Origin of the sequence: Pseudoalteromonas sp. S1612 (assembly GCF_005887175.1) — a bacterium.
Lineage (GTDB): Bacteria > Pseudomonadota > Gammaproteobacteria > Enterobacterales > Alteromonadaceae > Pseudoalteromonas > Pseudoalteromonas undina.
Genome location: NZ_PNDH01000026.1, coordinates 93,848 through 110,672, shown reverse-complemented (window position 1 = coordinate 110,672; position 16,825 = coordinate 93,848). Strand labels below are relative to the sequence as shown.

Genomic DNA, 16,825 nt, shown 5'->3' with positions numbered 1-16,825 from the left:
CGACTACAAACTAACCTGAAACCACTTGTTTAAACCGCGCAAAGGTTCGCATACTTTCATCTGCAATCATTACTTCATAATCTGGATTTTGAGCAATTAGCTCATATTGCCCATTAGATAATTTATTAACTTTGCGCAGTAAATACTGCCCTTCCCCGCCTATATCATCCTGCTCTATCGCCACTATTTGGCCGCGTAGCGATCCGGCTTTATCGGACGTTATAAGCTCAAGTAACAATAAATCACCATCAAGTATTGGGTGTTTACCGCCATTCATTGAGTTACCCGATGCGTGCGCTAAAAAATGCACTTGTGGGTCGAGCTTGCCCGCGCCAAGTGGTGCATCCATTAATTCCATATCGCTTTCATCCCCTGTTTTAAAATGCCCACAGGCTATTTTTATATTGGGGAAGTACGGCAGCTTTAATGCATTATCTATTGATTTTAAGCTAACTTCGGGCTTAGCAACTTGATTTAACTCAGGTTGTGATGCATTTGGGAACATAAACAACTCAGCAGTTGGTTTTGCTTGTTCGAAACTGTTTTTGCCAAGCCATAATTTAGCACTGCTTGATTCGGCAACCTGATACGCCCAGTTACTTACTGCAAGCGATTTATCTGCATCGCAGTAAAAGTAAGGTTGCAGTTTATTAGTTATTTCGGCTTTATGAATATCAAGGTTTTGTTCTAGCCAGCGGTCGCGGTGAGCAAAAGCTGCGAGGTGGTCTCTCTTATTGTTATTACAATCAGCATGCGCAGCAACAAAGTTATGTGCTAAGTCGTTTGGATAGCGCTTAAAAGGAATAAAGTGATCGATCTCTGGCGTTTTTTTAGTTTCTTTTTCATTTTTTAGATTCATTGGCTTTTGGCAGTAAAAGCAAAGCCCGTTTTGAATATCTATCAATAGTGGAGTTACCACTTTTAACGCAGCTCTATTACTGCCAAACAAGAACTCTTGTAGCTGGCTTTGCGATCCTAATAGTGTTTGATTCGCTTTTATAGTTTGTACTTTTTCTATCCATTCAGTAACACTAAGATGCACAACCAAATCGTAAAAACGCCTAAAACACTGAGCTATACCAGCATTTAAAACAATTCGCTTGGGCTCTCTGCCTTTACCTAAAAGTATATGGGGATATAAAAAACATTCTTCTTTACCCGAAAGTAACTGTAAGCGCCAAAGAGGGCCATCGATAAATGTTCGCCTAAGAGAACTAATTACTTGGTTATATTGTTGGTAGTTTTTGAATGCGTTGTAACTTTTCACACCTGCATTTTGTAGTTTGTAAATTTCGGTGATGAACTTTGCCTGTCCTTGGCTATTTTGCTTTAACAGCATGTCTTCAGTATTAGTAATAATATCGGTAGAGTGCGCAGCGTAAGGCATTGAGTGGTTCCAATAAAGTTGAATAAATTTATCGACTAACGTGTCGATTTTTATTTCCATTGGAGCACTCTGATCTTCATTTTGCTGTTCTACGCAAATATCAGCAATAGCATGTAATAGTGCATATTTATACGTTGCGGTGAATTCGCCCTCAACCAGCATGCGCTGAATATAGGCGATAAAGTCGAGTTGCTGTTGCATTGCGCCAATCATAAAATGGGCACTGCTTTAATTAGCGCATTGAGCCACACTTCACTCTCGCGCTCTGGGCGCTGATCAACACTTTGCCACTGTTTTAGTATTTTAAGCTCGGTGTGGTGGGTAATTAGCGCGGTTAGGCCATCTTCATTTAAGTCAGTAAATTCACGGCCATTATGCACGCGTTCTTGCGTACCGTACTTAAACGACACATACAAAACACCGTTTGGTTTTAGGGCATTTTGCAGCTTTAAAAACACCTGCGGTAACTCTACTTTTGGCACATGCAATAAACTGGCGCAGCACCAAATGCCGTCGTACATATTTGTACAATTAAGCTGCTGAAAGGCTTTTACCTCTACAGTTTGTTGTAAGTAATTACTGGCTAACTTTGCAATATTTTCGCTTGCATCAAACGCGCTAACAGTAAAACCTTGCTGTTTAAAATACATAGCATCGCGGGCACTGCCACAGCCAGCATCTAAAATATGGCCATGTTTAGGGATAAGCGGTAAAAACTCAGCGTAAAGCGCCGACATATCAACATTAAGCGTTGAGTCGCTAAAAGTTTGTGCATGTTGATTGTAGTAATTGAGTGTTTTAGTGAGCACTAAATTCACCGCTCCTTGGTTTATTTATTAATCTGGCATTCATTTATAACTAATCTACAGTATCAACATTTAAAAATATAGAGCTACAACAATATATACGCCCTAAGTAGTATGTTTTTATTACAAAAAAGCACTGTTTAACGGCTATAAACCAATGTTATTTACACTTTTACCTATTAACTCTACATCTTTGAAAGTATTAAAGTTATATAAACGCTTCGGCGCTATTTGAATGAGTAGCAATAATTAAACACTTACCTTAATCCACACTAAAAACATGGCTGTTATTTACCCTGCAGTGTAATAGTATGAACACGTATTGCACCGTTCATTTATTGGTCAGCGAGGTGTGCTATGTTTACTCATAAGATCGCTCTTCAGCGCTTACTAGTATAAAAAATGTATTGGCTAGTGTGGCTGTGTTTAAGTACCGAGGTGTTACTTACAATGAATGTTAGGGTTAGGTGGTTTTTAGCTGTACTTTTAGCGCTTTGTTTAGGCGTGCCTAGTAGTGGTTGGGCGTCGAGCGATATTAAAAAAATTGTACTGGCTACCGACACCATTGACGGGCTGGTAGAAAAAGACGGCTCTGGCCTTTACGTTGATATGCTAACTAAAATTTTTGCTGCGCAGTCGATTGAACTCAATATTATGATTGTGCCTCAGTCGCGTGCTTATTGGTGGACGGCTAACGGCAATGCCGATGCTATGTTAAGTGCAAGGCAAAATGAGGTGGAGGGGTTGTACTTTCCGGTTTGGCATTACGATATTACTTTTGTGTCGGCGATGTTTAAAAAAGGCCGATTTAAAAATTGGCAAGGTGAGTATTCGTTACAAAACCGCTCGGTAGGTACATTAAGGGGATCTAACTACAATAATTATTTGTATGTGTCGATTGATTTGCAACAGGTTACTCAGCGGATTGAGGGCGTTAAAATGCTCAAGCTTGATAGGCTTGATTTCTTTTTAGATAGCCGTAAAGCGCTGCAGCAAACCTTGATTGCTAATGCCGCTGAGTTATCAACAATAAACTTTGACCCACAGCAGTACCAAATTGAAAACATAGTTCCAATAAAGCAATACATTGCCTTTACCGATAACGCTAAAGGCCGCGAGTTAGCACAAATTTTTGATGCTGGTTTTGCTAAGTTACTTGCCAGTGGTGAGCTAGAAGCGCTTTTTATTGCTTACAACTACCTGCCTTTTCCCTTTCCACAAAATATAGACTAGAGTAGTAATTACATATTGCTGTGGTTGAGTTTTTTATGAGAGTTGTATTTGCTTTAGTTATAAGCTTAATTTTTGTTTTTCAATGCGTTGCACAAAATAACCTGCCTCTCTCTAAAATAGAAAGCCAACCCAGTACACTGCTTCACGCAAACACCCAACTTAATTTAATTACGGTTGATTTAGGCACTATTATTAGCAAGCCACTTATACAAAGGGGCTTAGAGTTTGAACAGCAAACCGGTATTAAAGTTAATGTAACCAAGGTGCCTTTTGGTCAGTTATATAATGAAATAAGTAAAGATTTAAGCTCGCCAACCAGCCAGTACGATATTATTGCTTATGCATCGCAGTGGATGGTTGATTTTGCACAAAACAATTACCTAGAGCACCTAGACACCTACGTAAGTGCCGACCCTCTAATTCAATGGAATGATGTATCCCGATTTTTTAGAGATTTTAGCTCTAAATATAATGGTCAAATTTACTCTATCCCCCTCGATGGCGATATACACTTACTGTATTACCGCCTCGATGTACTTAAAAAGTATGGCCTTACCCCACCCAGAACCTGGGATGATTACCTTGCTATTGCTAAGCAATTACATGGGGTTGATATGAATGGGGATGGCGAAGGTGATTTTGGCTCGTGCATTTCTAAAAAAGCCAATGAACAGTCGTATTGGTCGCTGTTGTCTATTGCGGGTAGTTTTTTGCAAAGTAAAGGCACGTCGCAGGGGATATTTTTTAACACCAAAACCATGGCGCCGTTAGTGAATAACGCGGCATTTAAAAAAGCCTTACAAATTTATAAACAAACCACCGAATTTGGCTCTGCCGATGAACTTAACTTTGACACTAACGATGTAAGGTATGCGTTTATTAATGGGCGCTGCGCTTTAGCTATTGAATGGGGCGATATTGGCACCATGACCGTACTACCCGAATCTAAAGTAAAAAACAAAACGGGGGTAAGTATATTACCGGGGTCAACCGAGGTATTAAATCGTAAAACAAACCAGCTTGAACGATGTAACTCTACCCTTTGTCCATTTGCCATGGGCGATATTAACTATGCGCCTTATGCTGCATTTGGTGGTTGGGTAGGCTCAATAAACCGCGCCAGCACTGCTGGCAAAAAAAAGCTCGCTTATGAGTACTTGTCGTATGTTACTCAGCCTTTGCAATCTAATGAAGATGTAACCATAGGGGCCACGGGCATGAACCCGTATCGTACCTCTCAATTAGTTAATCAGCAAAACTGGCTTAAACAAGGCATGAGTGAAAATACCCTTCGCTTTTATTTAGGCTCTATTTCTAAAACGGTAAATAATGCCAATATTATTCTGGATTTAAGAATTTTTGAAAACAACCGTTACTTTAGAGACATACTCGACACGGAAGTAGCTAAATACTTAAGGCATAACCAAACCGTAGACCAAACGGTTGAAAACATTGAAACCGGCTGGAATAAGTTAACCGATGAAATTGGCCGTAACAAACAATTAAAGGCTTATCGAGCGTCGTTAGGCTTAGTTGCAACCCCTTGAGCCCCCAGCATTTGTTTTTACTGGGCTACCTGCACTGCGCGCTCTTTATTTATTACAAGCGGGATAAATCTGCCAGCTAGTGTATACTTAGTTGTAGTCATTCTTTAGAGTAATAAAATGCTAAGACTCGCTTTTGTTGTATTACTAATAATTGGTAGTTTTAAGGTATTTGCCTGTGCCAAAACACTTAAAGTGGGTACTAATGAACGCAACTGGCCGCCTTATGTGGTGGCAGTTAATAACAATTTAACAGGCGTTGAAATTGATGTGGTAAATACGATTTTTAACGGCTCACCTTTTTGTTTAAAGTTTATGTTGCTGCCTACCTCTGCTCGTGCTTTTGAAGAGTTAAAAGAAGGCCGTATTGATATTGTTTTTGCAGCCAGCATAACCCCTGATAGACAAAGTTATGCCTATTTTAGCGATACTTATCGCGATGAAATAATGCGCCTTTATAAATATAGCGACTCTCCTGATATAAATAACCTAAGCGATATTTTTTATAGAGATTTAACTCTCGCTACTGGTCGCGGTAGTTATTATGGCGCTGCATTTGCGCAGTTTAAACAAAATCATCCTGCTCACGTTATTATGATGCCCACAGCCGATAAACGCTTTGCAATGCTTAGTAAAAACAGAGTGGATTACGCAATAGAAGACGAAGTAGCAGCACAATATTTTTTAAACCAACACCCAAGCATTGAGCTTGTTACTAGTATGGCGGCTATTAATAAGAGTTCTATTCATTTAATGTTGAGTAAAAAGTCTATTAACCAAGCCGAGTTACAAACTATAAATGAGTTAATTAAACAAAATAAAAGCAACATACACGCTATTTATCAGCTGTTATAGCTTTTAAGCTTTATTCTTTTACCTTTCATCTTTGGGCGTGGATCTGTATAATTCGCGGCCTATTATTTACTCTATCGCTTGTTTATTTATGCGGCACCTTGCTGCAGCTTAACCCTGCCATTAATTTTCTAGGATTACTTTTTTTGATCTCCACCGCAAATATTACGATGCAGTTTGGCGCAGAGCCGTTGTTTGAAAACATTTCAGCTAAATTTGGTAACGGTAACCGTTACGGTTTAATTGGCGCTAACGGCTGCGGCAAGTCGACATTTATGAAAATTTTAAGCGGTGCGCTTACGCCTAGTGCAGGTAATGTGTCTATTACGCCGGGGCTAAAATTAGGTAACCTAAGCCAAGATCAGTTTGCGTTTGAACAATACAGCGTAGTTGATGCGGTAATTATGGGCGACGTTGAGCTTTGGAAAGTAAAACAAGAGCGCGACCGTATTTATTCGTTGCCTGAAATGAGCGAAGAAGACGGCATGAAAGTGGCCGAGCTTGAAAGCGTTTTTGCTGAAATGGACGGTTACACCGCAGAAAGCCGCGCAGAAGAAATACTACTTGATGCGGGTATCGATAAAGAATTTCATTATGGTTTAATGGCAAACGTAGCCCCTGGTTGGAAATTGCGTGTGCTTTTAGCACAGGCGCTATTTGCTAATCCTGATATTTTGCTACTTGATGAGCCAACCAATAACTTGGATATTCATACTATTACGTGGCTTGCGAATGAGCTTAACCAACGTAAATGTACCATGATAATTATTTCCCATGACCGTCACTTTTTAAACTCGGTATGTACGCACATGGCCGATATTGATTACGGCGAGCTGCGTATTTACCCAGGTAACTACGAAAAGTACCTTGAAGCCTCAGGCTTACAACGCGAACAGTTATTAGCTGAAAACGCGAAAAAAAGCGCTGAAATAGACGAGCTGCAAGACTTTGTTAACCGTTTTGGTGCTAATGCCTCTAAAGCAAAACAAGCCAGCTCGCGTGCTAAAAAAATGGACAAAATTAAGCTTGATGAAGTTAAAGCATCAAGCCGTATGAGCCCGTCACTGAGCTTTGACGAAGGCAAAAAAATGTATCGCCAAGCGCTTGAGCTAACCAAGCTTGGCCATGGGTTTGACGGTGAAACGTTATTTACCGGCGGCGACTTATTGCTAGAAGCGGGTGCAAAGCTTGCGGTAATTGGCGAAAACGGTGTGGGTAAAACCACCTTTTTACGTTGTTTAGTTAACGAGCTTGAAAGTTTACACGGTGAAGTTAAATGGTCAGAAAACGCGACCTTTGGTTACTGCCCACAAGACAGCAGCAAAGACTTTGATAACGACTTAACTTTATTTGATTGGATGTCGCAGTGGCGCACTGCTAAACACAACGATTTAATGGTTCGTGGCATGTTAGGGCGTTTATTATTTACCGCAGACGATTCAAATAAAAAAGCCCGTAACTGTTCAGGTGGTGAGAAAAACCGTTTGTTATTCGGTAAGTTAATGATGCAAGACGTTAACGTACTAATAATGGATGAACCAACAAACCACATGGATATGGAAGCCATTGAAGCGCTTAACAATGCCCTAAAAGACTTTAAAGGCACGCTTATTTTTGTAAGCCATGACCGTGAGTTTGTATCGTCACTAGCAACGCGTATTGTTGATATTAAAGACAAGCAAGTGATTGACTTTCAAGGTACGTTTGACGAATACCTGGCAAGCTGCGAAGAAAATAAAGTAGCTTAAGAGCTAGGTTAAAGGTTAAAGGTTAAAGGTTAAAGAAATAGCCTAAACTATTTTAAAAGCGGTGCTTATTTAAGCGCCGTTTTTTTGTGCCTGTATTTCGGGGTTCGGGGTTCGGCAGAATTGTGCTTGGTAGTTTATTTATAAAAAAGCAAAGAAAGGCTGTGTTTTTTTGCTCATTTGCTCTCATTCTTTGCTCTTTGTGCAAATAACTTTTAAGTGATTTATTTACCACTGAAGGTTATGAGGCGCTGCATTTTACCCGCGACTCGCAGCTCGAAGTCCGTTGTCTTCTCATTTACTCTCATTCGCTTCTCTGTGTTCAAATAGCTTTTAGTGAATTATGCACAAAGAGGGCTATGAGGCGCTGCGCTGAAAGAGTAGGTTAAAGGATAAAGGTTTCAGATTTTAGCACTAGCTCGCGCCTCGCAGCCCGTTGCCCGCAGCTCGTAACTTTCAAATAATAAAAAAAAGGAGCATTGCTGCTCCTTTTAAATATTACTCAGGTTTATTTAATATCAAACCTATCGGCGTTCATTACTTTTACCCATGCATTTATAAAGTCGTGTACAAAACGGGTTTTGTTATCGTCTTGAGCATAAAACTCTGCCAATGCACGTAAAATTGAGTTTGAACCAAACACTAAATCAACCCGCGTAGCCGTGTACTTGGTTTTACCGCTTGCGCGATCAACTATGTTGTACTCGCCTTTGCTTGCAGGTTCCCAGCGGTTGTTCATGTCAGTTAAATTAACAAAGAAGTCGTTACTCAGTACGCCTACGTTTTCTGTAAATACGCCATGCTCACTATTGCCATAGTTAGTGCCCAGTACGCGCATACCAGCTAGTAACACGCTCATTTCTGGCGCGGTTAAGCTCATTAATTGGCTGCGCTCCAGTAATAGCTCCTCGGCGGATACAGCGTAGTCTTTTTTCAACCAGTTTCTAAAACCATCATGAATTGGCTCTAATGGCTCAAATGACTCTGCGTCGGTCATATCATCAGTTGCATCGCCACGCCCTGGGGCAAATGGTACGGTTACATCAACTCCGGCCTTTTTAGCAGCTTGCTCTACTGCAGCGGTGCCGCCAAGTACAATTAAATCAGCCATACTAACAGGCTTAGTTAAACTCGCTTGCAGTGTTTCAAGTGCGCTAAGTACCTTGGCTAAACACGCAGGCTCGTTACCTTGCCAGTTATTTTGCGGAGCAAGGCGAATACGAGCGCCATTAGCACCACCACGGTGATCTGACCCTCTGTAAGTACGTGCGCTGTCCCATGCGGTATTAATTAAGTCGGTTTCACTTAATCCACAATTAAGTAGCTTCGCTTTTAAGTCGGTTATTTCAGCGTCGCTTAGGGTGTAATCAACCGTTGGAATTGGATCTTGCCAAATTAAATCTTCGCTTGGTACATCGGCACCTAAATAGCGCGATTTTGGCCCTAAATCACGGTGGGTTAACTTAAACCATGCGCGAGCAAATACGTCAGTAAAGTACTCAAAATCGTCATTAAAACGCTCAATAATTTTACGATATGCGGGGTCGAGCTTCATTGCCATGTCGGCATCGGTCATTATTGGGTTTAAACGAATTGATGAGTCTTCCACATCAACGGGTTTATCTTCTTCTTTAATATTAACCGGCTCCCACTGATGAGCACCGGCAGGACTTTTGGTTAACTCCCATTCATAATTGAGCAACAATTTACAATAACCGTTATCCCATTTAGTTGGGTAAGTTGTCCATGCGCCCTCAATACCTGAGGTCATGGTATCGCGGCCAATGCCACGCGTTTTATAGTTATTCCAACCAAGGCCTTGCTCGTGTACGTCGGCGGCTTCTGGCTCAGGGCCTAAGTTTTCTTCTTTACCATTACCGTGAGTTTTACCTACAGTGTGGCCACCAACGGTGAGTGCTGCGGTTTCTTCGTCGTTCATGGCCATGCGGGCAAAGGTTTCGCGAACTTGATCTGCGGTTTTAAGTGGATCGGGCTTGCCATTAACCCCTTCTGGGTTTACATAAATTAAGCCCATTTGTACTGCTGCTAATGGGTTTTCCATGGTGTCGGGTTTATCAACCTGGGTATATCGCTCATCACTTGGGGCCAGCCATTCTTTTTCTGCGCCCCAGTAAACGTCTTTTTCTGGGTGCCAAATATCTTCACGGCCGCCAGCAAAGCCAAAGGTTTTAAGTCCCATTGATTCATACGCCATATTACCGGCTAAAATCATCAGATCAGCCCATGAAAGCTTATTGCCGTATTTCTTTTTAATTGGCCACAGCAAACGGCGAGCTTTGTCGAGGTTGGCATTATCAGGCCATGAGTTAAGTGGAGCAAAACGTTGATTACCCGTACCGCCACCGCCTCGGCCATCCGCTAAACGATACGAGCCCGCTGCATGCCATGCCATACGGATCATCAGGCCACCATAGTGCCCCCAATCGGCTGGCCACCACGGTTGGCTTTGAGTCATTAAATTTTTTAGGTCGGTTTTAAGTGCCTCTAAGTCGAGTGAATTAAAAGCGTCGGCGTAATTAAAGTCGCTATCGTAGGGGGTAGTTTTACTATCGTGCTGATGAAGGATGTCTAAATTTAGTGAATTTGGCCACCAATCTGTATTGGTGTTTTCAGTTGTGGTATTACTGCCATGCATAACTGGGCATTTACCCGCTTTATGATTATCCATATTGAGCTCCTTTTTAAATATAAATAAAAACGCCCATGCTTACTGCTTTTGGCATTCACCAATTGGGAGCGCTGTTATTTTTTTGCCATTATATTAATGACGTGTACGGTCTCTACTTATTCAATATACGTGTAGCGGCTTTGATACGCTAGAGTAAGACGATGCTTTAAAACGATTACAATCATTTATAAATATGATGGTGCTGTCAGTTGTGTGCTTAATATTAAAACTTTTTATAAAATAGATGATCGTTATTAAAAATAGCCACGTAATGTATGCTGAAGGGTTTGAAAGTGACTTAGGTTATCTTAAGTGCACAGTGGAATACCCCCCTTCGCCATGAAATTATAGTTATAAAAGGTGTATAAACTATTTATGCACCTTTATTTCTTCCCTATTTTTAACTATTTGAATTTAGTTAAGTAAAAATTCAGGTAGGCACATATACACTAGGCCTTATCTCCTATTGTTCCCTGAGATGTTGATGTAGTTTTTTCCAGCCCACCTTGGGCTGGTTTTTTTTTGCCTATAATTACTGCTACTCAAGTTAATGCCAGCTTCCCTATACTCACCCTAGTACCAATGATGTGCGCATGTTAGAGTTAACAAAGCGATTAATTAATTTTTTAACTAGGCATATCAATGCGTTTTTATTTTTTACTATTTATTGTTTTTATAGGTGCTTCATCTGCAGTGCAAGCTGCTGATAAAAACACCGCGACCTTGGATGAGCAACAGCAACGTGAATTAGCGCAGCTAAAAGAGCCAATTTATAAGCCATTACTTGAGCGTTATATTCTCGACGAATTAAAGTCGGTTCGCCAAGATCAACAAAAACTGCGTGAAGACGTGACCAAACAAGTTACGCATGCACAGTTAGACACCGCCGATCGGGCGCTTACCTACACCACAGATACCATTAATAATGTATTTTTTATTATTACTGCCACCGCTTCTATTTTAGTATTGGTGGGCTGGAATTCACTACGTGATGTAAAAAATAAAGTAGAAGATATAGTAAATACTCGAGTTAGTGTTATTACTGACGAGTACGAAGACCGCTTGAAAATTTTAGAAGAGAAACTGCGTGTACGCTCTGAAGAAATACTCAGTAACCAAGAACGTATATCGATCACCAACGAAGTTCATTCGTTATGGATGCGAGCCAACCTAGAAAGTGATATTGCCAATAAAATTGAAATATTCGATGAGATTTTAAAACGTAAACCAGAAGATGTAGAAGCAATTGCCTACAAAGCGGATGCATTATTAGAGCTAAATGAAACTGAGCAAGCCATTGAGCTTTGCAATCAAGCCATTGATATAGACAGTGATTATGGTTACGCTTATTGGCAAAGAGCCTGTGCGTATGCTTTAACACATGAACATGCAGATGCCCTAGCTGATATAAAAATGTCGCTTGAATACTCGCCTAACTTACGAAACGAGCTACTTCACGAAAGTGCTTTTGCCAGCCTACATGATAACGATAGCTTTAATGCTATTGTTTCAAACGAAGCTTAGGGTCTGCTGATCCTAGCGTTTGAAGTATAAGTCTATTGATTTAGAGAGCAGCTCGTCTAGCTGCTCTTCAAAGTCTTCTATGTCAATTTCAAAATGATTTAAGTACGCTTTAGCCTGCACCTGAGATAAATTGCGGTTTTTAACGCTGTATTGGCGCTCATCTTTTTGCTTGTCGTATCGAGGTAAAAATAATAACTGCGCATAATAAGGCGATTTAATGTGCTTGTTCGCAAAGCGACAAAAGTCTTCAATGTGGTCTACGCCATCAGGGCCTAAACAACCTGGCTCTACTCGATACATTACACGAATTTTTTTCTCGTCACTTAGCTGCATAATTAATAATTACCTAAAAAATAAAACCCTAACCACTTTACCATCTTTAATCTGATAACTTGATATAAGCTCTGAACGTTTATCTATAACGTTCGCATCCGTTGAACAGGTTTCTGACAGTTCATGGTCTATTACAATATCACCATGCACAATACGCTTGATTGGTGATGAGTGCAGACACTTAAGTTTTTTAAACATAATGCCATAACGCGCTATTAGTTTTTCTTTACCTTTAAATAATAGCTCATTCGGGAAAATATAAAACTCAACATCTTCATCATACATGCGAATAAATTCTTCAATGTTACGCGCGTTGTAAGCATTTACTAATTGCTCAACAACAGCAAGTGACTCTCGCGACTGTTTTGCTTTGGCTTGTTGCTTTGCTGTGAGTGCTTCTTTTGCTTGTGTAACTGCTTGCTCAGCTTGCGCAACAGCCTGGGCTTTATCCGCTTTACTATTAGGCTGCTGAACGGGCTTTGTAGATTCGCTGCCAAGTACTTGAGAGTCATCTGCTTTTACTTTCTCAATAACTGGCTTTTTTAACGTGTTAGCCTCTTGGCTTAATGTATCAAGCGCGTCTTGTTGTTGCGCTGCATTTTTTTGCTGTGTTTGTTTAGTCTCGTCCAGCGGTGTTGATTGCTCTATAGCATGACTATTTAACGTGAAAGCGGCCAATAAACAGGCACAAATAATAAATAAAGATTTCATGAATTTCCTAAGTACGAAGACTAAATACAATTAAAGCGCAACATAGCAAATTTTAGGCCTCTGAGATAGTTATTATAACGTTATAGCTAGCTACCAATACTGCTCAACCGTGATATGTCCCGGCTCTTTTCGACGATTACGCTTATAATTTTGAGCCAATAATAACTCTGTGGTGTCTTTAACCATTTGCGGATTACCACACAGCATAAATTGGGCATTATTTGGTGTAGCCCATAACCCCACGTACTCATATAAAGCATTATTTTCAATCACAGTGGTAATTCTGCCTGCTAAGCCTTGTAAAGGCACCTCACGGCTAACAACCGGAATATAGTTGAGTTGACTAGGATGTGATTTTATTAGTTTGTTAATAAGCTCCTGATAGCTTAAATCGCTATTTTGCCGTACACCATGCACTAAATTTATGTGTTTGTATTTTTGCCATACTTCGCTCTGCTGTAACATTGATAAAAATGGCCCAATAGCTGTGCCTGTACTAAGCATCCACAGTTGCTCACTCGCAGGCACTTCATCTAGAGTAAAAAAGCCAGTTGCTCGGCGCTCTATTAATACGGTGTCACCTGGTTTGAGTGTGGCTAAATGAGAAGATAGTAAACCATCAACCACATTGATGAGGTAAAACTCTAAATCAGGACTTTGTGGTGCATTAACATAAGAGTAGGCGCGAGCGATACGTTTATCACCGTCCATAATAGAGAGCTTTGTAAATTGCCCTGCTTTAAACGGCTCTACATCGGCGTGAACGGTTATGCTAAATAACGATTCATTCCACCATTTGACTGACTTTACTGTCGCATCAATCCAATTAGACATAGTTACTCCAGAGTTTAAGACGTTTTTCAGCTATCAGCTAAAACTTTAAAATTGTTCACTTTAAAGGCAAGCTTTATAACTTAAACATTAGCATTAAGTTATAAATACTGACAGGGAAATAAATGAGAACACAACGGGCTACGGGTTTCGAGTATCGAGCAACGAGCTAGTGCTAAAACCTAGGAACATAAAGCTCGTAGCTCGAAGCCCTTGGCTCGCATCCCGCACCTAAATTCAGGCATAAAAAAAGCCGCATAAAATGCGGCTTTGGGGGTTTAGTCTCACTTCACTTTGGGCGTGTCTCCAAAACTTAGTGAATACGTTACCAAGGAACTGTTTAAGATTAGATAGACTCTAATGCAATTTTTACCATTTCGTTGAACGTGGTTTGACGCTCATCTGCAGGTGTTGCTTCGCCGGTGATCACGTGATCGCTTACGGTAAATAATGCCATTGCTTTTGCGCCGTACTCTGCTGCTACGCCGTATAGGCCAGCTGTTTCCATATCAACCGCAAGTACACCTAGTTTGTCTAGGTCTTTGTAGAAAGTGTCGTCTGCTTGATAGAAAGTATCGGTAGTAAATACATTACCTACTTTTGCATCAATGCCTAAATCTTTAGCCGCATTAACGCCGTTTAAAAGTAAATCAAAGTTAGCAATCGCTGCAAAGTCAGTACCACGAACACGGGCACGGTTCACGTTAGAATCAGTGCTTGCACCTTGTGCAAATATTACGTCGCGAATTTTAATATCGCTGCCAATACCACCACAGGTACCAATACGGATAATATTTTTAACGCCAAAACTAACAATAAGCTCACGAGCATAAATTGACATTGAAGGAATGCCCATGCCAGAACCCATAATGCTCACTGGCTTACCTTTGTAAGTTCCAGTAAAGCCGTACATGTTACGTACGCCAGTTACTTGCACTGCATCATCTAAAAAGTTTTCAGCAATATATTGTGCGCGTAGCGGATCGCCTGGCATTAATACTGTTTCGGCAAAATCACCTACGTTTGCACTGATATGCGGAGTACTCATTGATTGTTTTCCTTTTGTTTGGCTAAAAGCCCTATTACTTTAAAAATATAGTAGCGTATTTTTAAGTTATTTAACTGTGTTCAGCTTATCAATAAAGCCATCACCATATTCTAACGCTTTTAAGTTAAACCATTGTGCAAGCGTTTGACCGATATCAGCAAAGCTATTGCGTTCACCCAGTGGCGTGTTGTTCATTCCTGGCTGATAAGCAATAACTGGAACATACTCACGAGTGTGCTCTGACCCTGGAAAGGTCGGGTCACAGCCATGATCGGCGGTGATCATTAATAAATCATCAGGCTTTAGCTGATCTAAAATAGTTGGTAAGTAATCATCAAACTCTTTTAGCGCTTTAGCATAGCCAACAGGATTTCTGCGATGGCCAAACTTTTCATCAAAATCAACTAAATTGGTAAAAATTAAACTGTGATCCTGCGCAGTGGCCATCACTTCACTGGTTTTTTCTAGCAAGTTCATTAACCCTGGCGCTTTATGCTTTTGGGTAATACCTTGGTGCGCATAAATATCTGAAATTTTACCAATACTGATTACTTCGCCACCGTCTTTTGCAAGTACATCAAGCAATGTTGGCGAAGGCGGTAATACTGAGTAATCACGACGATTACCGGTTCTGGCAAAGTTTTGACTATTTGAACCCAAAAATGGCCGCGCAATCACTCGTCCTATATTCATTTCATCAAGCAGCGCCCGTGCGATTTCGCAAACTTGATAAAGCTTCTCTAGGCCGAATGATTCTTCATGCGCGGCTATTTGAAACACACTGTCAGCTGAGGTGTAACAGATTGGTTTACCTGTTTTTACGTGCTCTTCACCTAGCTGCTCTAAAATAGTGGTTCCCGATGCATGGCAATTGCCTAAAATGCCCGGAATACCTGTACGAGCAATAAACTCGTCTACAAATTCTTGTGGGAAACTCGGTTGTGTTTTTGGGAAATATCCCCAATCAAATAACACTGGCACGCCAGCCATTTCCCAATGACCCGATGGCGTGTCTTTACCGCTTGAAAGCTCTTTTGCATAACCCCATGCACCTTGTGGCTCATTACGGTCAGCAATTAAACAGGGTTCTTTACCAGCGGCTTCACATGCATCTACTAACCCTAATTTTGAAAGGTTAGGAAGCGAAAGCTTACTGCCAGTTTCGTCATAATATGCCTTGAGTAAATGTGCGAATGTATTAGCACCTACATCACCGAATTTATCTGCATCGGGTGCTGCGCCAATTCCTAAACTATCCGCCATTAAGATAATTGCTCTTGCCATTGTGACCTCACATCTGTTCTAGGTGGTTACTTTATCTGCTCTTCGATTTTTCCGTACAGGACATAAGTCCTGTTTCATAAAACCTAAACATTATAAATTTGCACTCTTAAGCGAAGCAAAAGAGATTAATCGTGTCTTTTTTGCTATTGTGATCTACCAACAATATATCCTTCTGTGTGGGTGAGAACTTTAGTGACACGAACTATTATAGCTATTGCAGGCGCATCGGCGTCCGGCAAATCTCTATTTAGCCAAACAATTTATAATGAATTGGTAAATGAGCTTGAACCAGGCGCTATCGCCATTATTGAAGAAGATGCTTATTACAAGGATCAATCGCATTTGCCGATGGCACATCGTACGCAAACGAATTACGACCATCCTGATGCATTTGAACACGAACTAATGCTTGAGCATTTAACACAACTTCGTAATGGCCACTCTGTTGAAGTACCAACTTATGATTATGCCCAACATACACGCAGCGATAAAACACGCCGTGTGGCTTCGGCTAAAATACTCATTGTAGAAGGTATTTTATTACTGAGCGATAAAGCGCTTAATAAAGAATTTGATATCAAGGTGTTTATAGATACACCGCTAGATATTTGTTTAATGCGCCGAATGCAACGCGACATGGAACAAAGAGGCAGAACATTACAATCTGTTGTTGAGCAATATCAAGCAACTGTTAGACCGATGTTTTATCAATTTATTGAGCCTTCAAAGCATAACGCTGATTTAGTTGTGACTCGAGGCGGTATGAATCGCGTTGCGATTGATATTATAAAAAGTAAAATAAAGTACATTTTACAAGAATAACAACGGGAAACGTTTG

The 16,825-nt window shown here is 40.6% G+C and carries 14 protein-coding genes; 6 read left to right on the top strand and 8 right to left on the bottom strand.

Features of this window, described 5'->3' with window-relative positions:
* Positions 1 to 10 precede the first annotated feature (10 nt).
* Positions 11 to 1,600 (bottom strand): DUF8808 domain-containing protein, encoded by a 1,590-nt coding sequence (locus tag CWB78_RS10470; protein ID WP_138595445.1) that lies wholly within the window; start codon positions 1,598 to 1,600, stop codon positions 11 to 13.
* Positions 1,597 to 2,196 carry a class I SAM-dependent methyltransferase gene (locus CWB78_RS10465; protein WP_138595443.1) on the bottom strand — a complete coding sequence of 200 codons (600 nt, stop codon included), beginning with the start codon at positions 2,194 to 2,196 and terminating at the stop codon, positions 1,597 to 1,599. The genes CWB78_RS10470 and CWB78_RS10465 overlap by 4 nt, the downstream gene beginning before the upstream one ends.
* Positions 2,197 to 2,643: 447 nt before the next feature.
* Between CWB78_RS10465 and CWB78_RS10460 the strand changes: the two genes are divergently transcribed.
* From CWB78_RS10460 to CWB78_RS10445, 4 genes are all read left to right on the top strand, one after another.
* The gene (locus tag CWB78_RS10460; RefSeq protein WP_138595441.1) at positions 2,644 to 3,426 is read left to right on the top strand and encodes a substrate-binding periplasmic protein; all 783 of its coding nucleotides are present in this window, start codon (positions 2,644 to 2,646) and stop codon (positions 3,424 to 3,426) included.
* 35 nt (positions 3,427 to 3,461) lie between these two features.
* On the top strand, positions 3,462 to 4,973 hold the full coding sequence (locus tag CWB78_RS10455; protein ID WP_138595439.1) for an ABC transporter substrate-binding protein: 1,512 nt from the start codon (positions 3,462 to 3,464) through the stop codon (positions 4,971 to 4,973).
* A 117-nt stretch (positions 4,974 to 5,090) separates the two neighbouring features.
* Positions 5,091 to 5,825, top strand: a complete 735-nt coding sequence (locus CWB78_RS10450) for a substrate-binding periplasmic protein (protein WP_010389548.1) — start codon at positions 5,091 to 5,093, stop codon at positions 5,823 to 5,825.
* A gap of 143 nt (positions 5,826 to 5,968) precedes the next feature.
* On the top strand, positions 5,969 to 7,570 hold the full coding sequence (locus tag CWB78_RS10445) for an ABC-F family ATPase (protein WP_010389550.1): 1,602 nt from the start codon (positions 5,969 to 5,971) through the stop codon (positions 7,568 to 7,570).
* Between the two features lie 505 nt (positions 7,571 to 8,075).
* Here the strand turns inward: CWB78_RS10445 and katG are convergent.
* Positions 8,076 to 10,256: a catalase/peroxidase HPI gene (gene katG, locus CWB78_RS10440; protein WP_138595437.1), complete on the bottom strand. Its 2,181-nt coding sequence runs from the start codon at positions 10,254 to 10,256 to the stop codon at positions 8,076 to 8,078.
* Between the two features lie 642 nt (positions 10,257 to 10,898).
* On the opposite strand from katG, the gene CWB78_RS10435 reads away from it, so the two are divergent.
* Positions 10,899 to 11,780 (top strand): tetratricopeptide repeat protein, encoded by an 882-nt coding sequence (locus CWB78_RS10435; RefSeq protein WP_138595435.1) that lies wholly within the window; start codon positions 10,899 to 10,901, stop codon positions 11,778 to 11,780.
* A 12-nt stretch (positions 11,781 to 11,792) separates the two neighbouring features.
* On the opposite strand, the gene CWB78_RS10430 is transcribed toward CWB78_RS10435, so the two are convergent.
* From CWB78_RS10430 to CWB78_RS10410, 5 genes are all read right to left on the bottom strand, one after another.
* On the bottom strand, positions 11,793 to 12,113 hold the full coding sequence (locus CWB78_RS10430) for a hypothetical protein (protein WP_008112665.1): 321 nt from the start codon (positions 12,111 to 12,113) through the stop codon (positions 11,793 to 11,795).
* A 9-nt stretch (positions 12,114 to 12,122) separates the two neighbouring features.
* On the bottom strand, positions 12,123 to 12,824 hold the full coding sequence (locus CWB78_RS10425; RefSeq protein ID WP_138595433.1) for a nuclear transport factor 2 family protein: 702 nt from the start codon (positions 12,822 to 12,824) through the stop codon (positions 12,123 to 12,125).
* Between the two features lie 90 nt (positions 12,825 to 12,914).
* Entirely contained in the window at positions 12,915 to 13,658 is a 744-nt protein-coding gene (locus CWB78_RS10420) for a ferredoxin--NADP reductase (protein WP_138595431.1), read from the bottom strand.
* Positions 13,659 to 14,001: 343 nt separating this feature from the next.
* Positions 14,002 to 14,703, bottom strand: coding sequence for a purine-nucleoside phosphorylase (deoD, locus tag CWB78_RS10415; protein WP_008110728.1), 702 nt, complete (start codon positions 14,701 to 14,703; stop codon positions 14,002 to 14,004).
* A 66-nt stretch (positions 14,704 to 14,769) separates the two neighbouring features.
* A complete protein-coding gene (locus CWB78_RS10410; RefSeq protein ID WP_138595429.1) occupies positions 14,770 to 15,987 on the bottom strand; it encodes a phosphopentomutase in 1,218 nt (405 codons plus the stop codon).
* Between the two features lie 192 nt (positions 15,988 to 16,179).
* Here CWB78_RS10410 and udk point away from each other — a divergent pair, with 192 nt between their 5' ends.
* Entirely contained in the window at positions 16,180 to 16,809 is a 630-nt protein-coding gene (gene udk, locus CWB78_RS10405; protein ID WP_008110733.1) for a uridine kinase, read from the top strand.
* Positions 16,810 to 16,825 lie beyond the last annotated feature (16 nt).

What these genes read in the sequence shown, in the direction of transcription:
- CWB78_RS10460 (WP_138595441.1), top strand. Translation starts at nt 2,644, where the DNA reads ATGAATGTTAGGGTTAGGTGGTTTTTAGCTGTACTTTTAGCGCTTTGT.
- katG (WP_138595437.1), bottom strand. Translation starts at nt 10,256, where the DNA reads ATGGATAATCATAAAGCGGGTAAATGCCCAGTTATGCATGGCAGTAAT.
- deoD (WP_008110728.1), bottom strand. Translation starts at nt 14,703, where the DNA reads ATGAGTACTCCGCATATCAGTGCAAACGTAGGTGATTTTGCCGAAACA.
- CWB78_RS10425 (WP_138595433.1), bottom strand. Translation starts at nt 12,824, where the DNA reads ATGAAATCTTTATTTATTATTTGTGCCTGTTTATTGGCCGCTTTCACG.
- CWB78_RS10435 (WP_138595435.1), top strand. Translation starts at nt 10,899, where the DNA reads ATGCGTTTTTATTTTTTACTATTTATTGTTTTTATAGGTGCTTCATCT.
- CWB78_RS10455 (WP_138595439.1), top strand. Translation starts at nt 3,462, where the DNA reads ATGAGAGTTGTATTTGCTTTAGTTATAAGCTTAATTTTTGTTTTTCAA.
- CWB78_RS10410 (WP_138595429.1), bottom strand. Translation starts at nt 15,987, where the DNA reads ATGGCAAGAGCAATTATCTTAATGGCGGATAGTTTAGGAATTGGCGCA.
- CWB78_RS10420 (WP_138595431.1), bottom strand. Translation starts at nt 13,658, where the DNA reads ATGTCTAATTGGATTGATGCGACAGTAAAGTCAGTCAAATGGTGGAAT.
- CWB78_RS10430 (WP_008112665.1), bottom strand. Translation starts at nt 12,113, where the DNA reads ATGCAGCTAAGTGACGAGAAAAAAATTCGTGTAATGTATCGAGTAGAG.
- CWB78_RS10470 (WP_138595445.1), bottom strand. Translation starts at nt 1,600, where the DNA reads ATGATTGGCGCAATGCAACAGCAACTCGACTTTATCGCCTATATTCAG.
- CWB78_RS10450 (WP_010389548.1), top strand. Translation starts at nt 5,091, where the DNA reads ATGCTAAGACTCGCTTTTGTTGTATTACTAATAATTGGTAGTTTTAAG.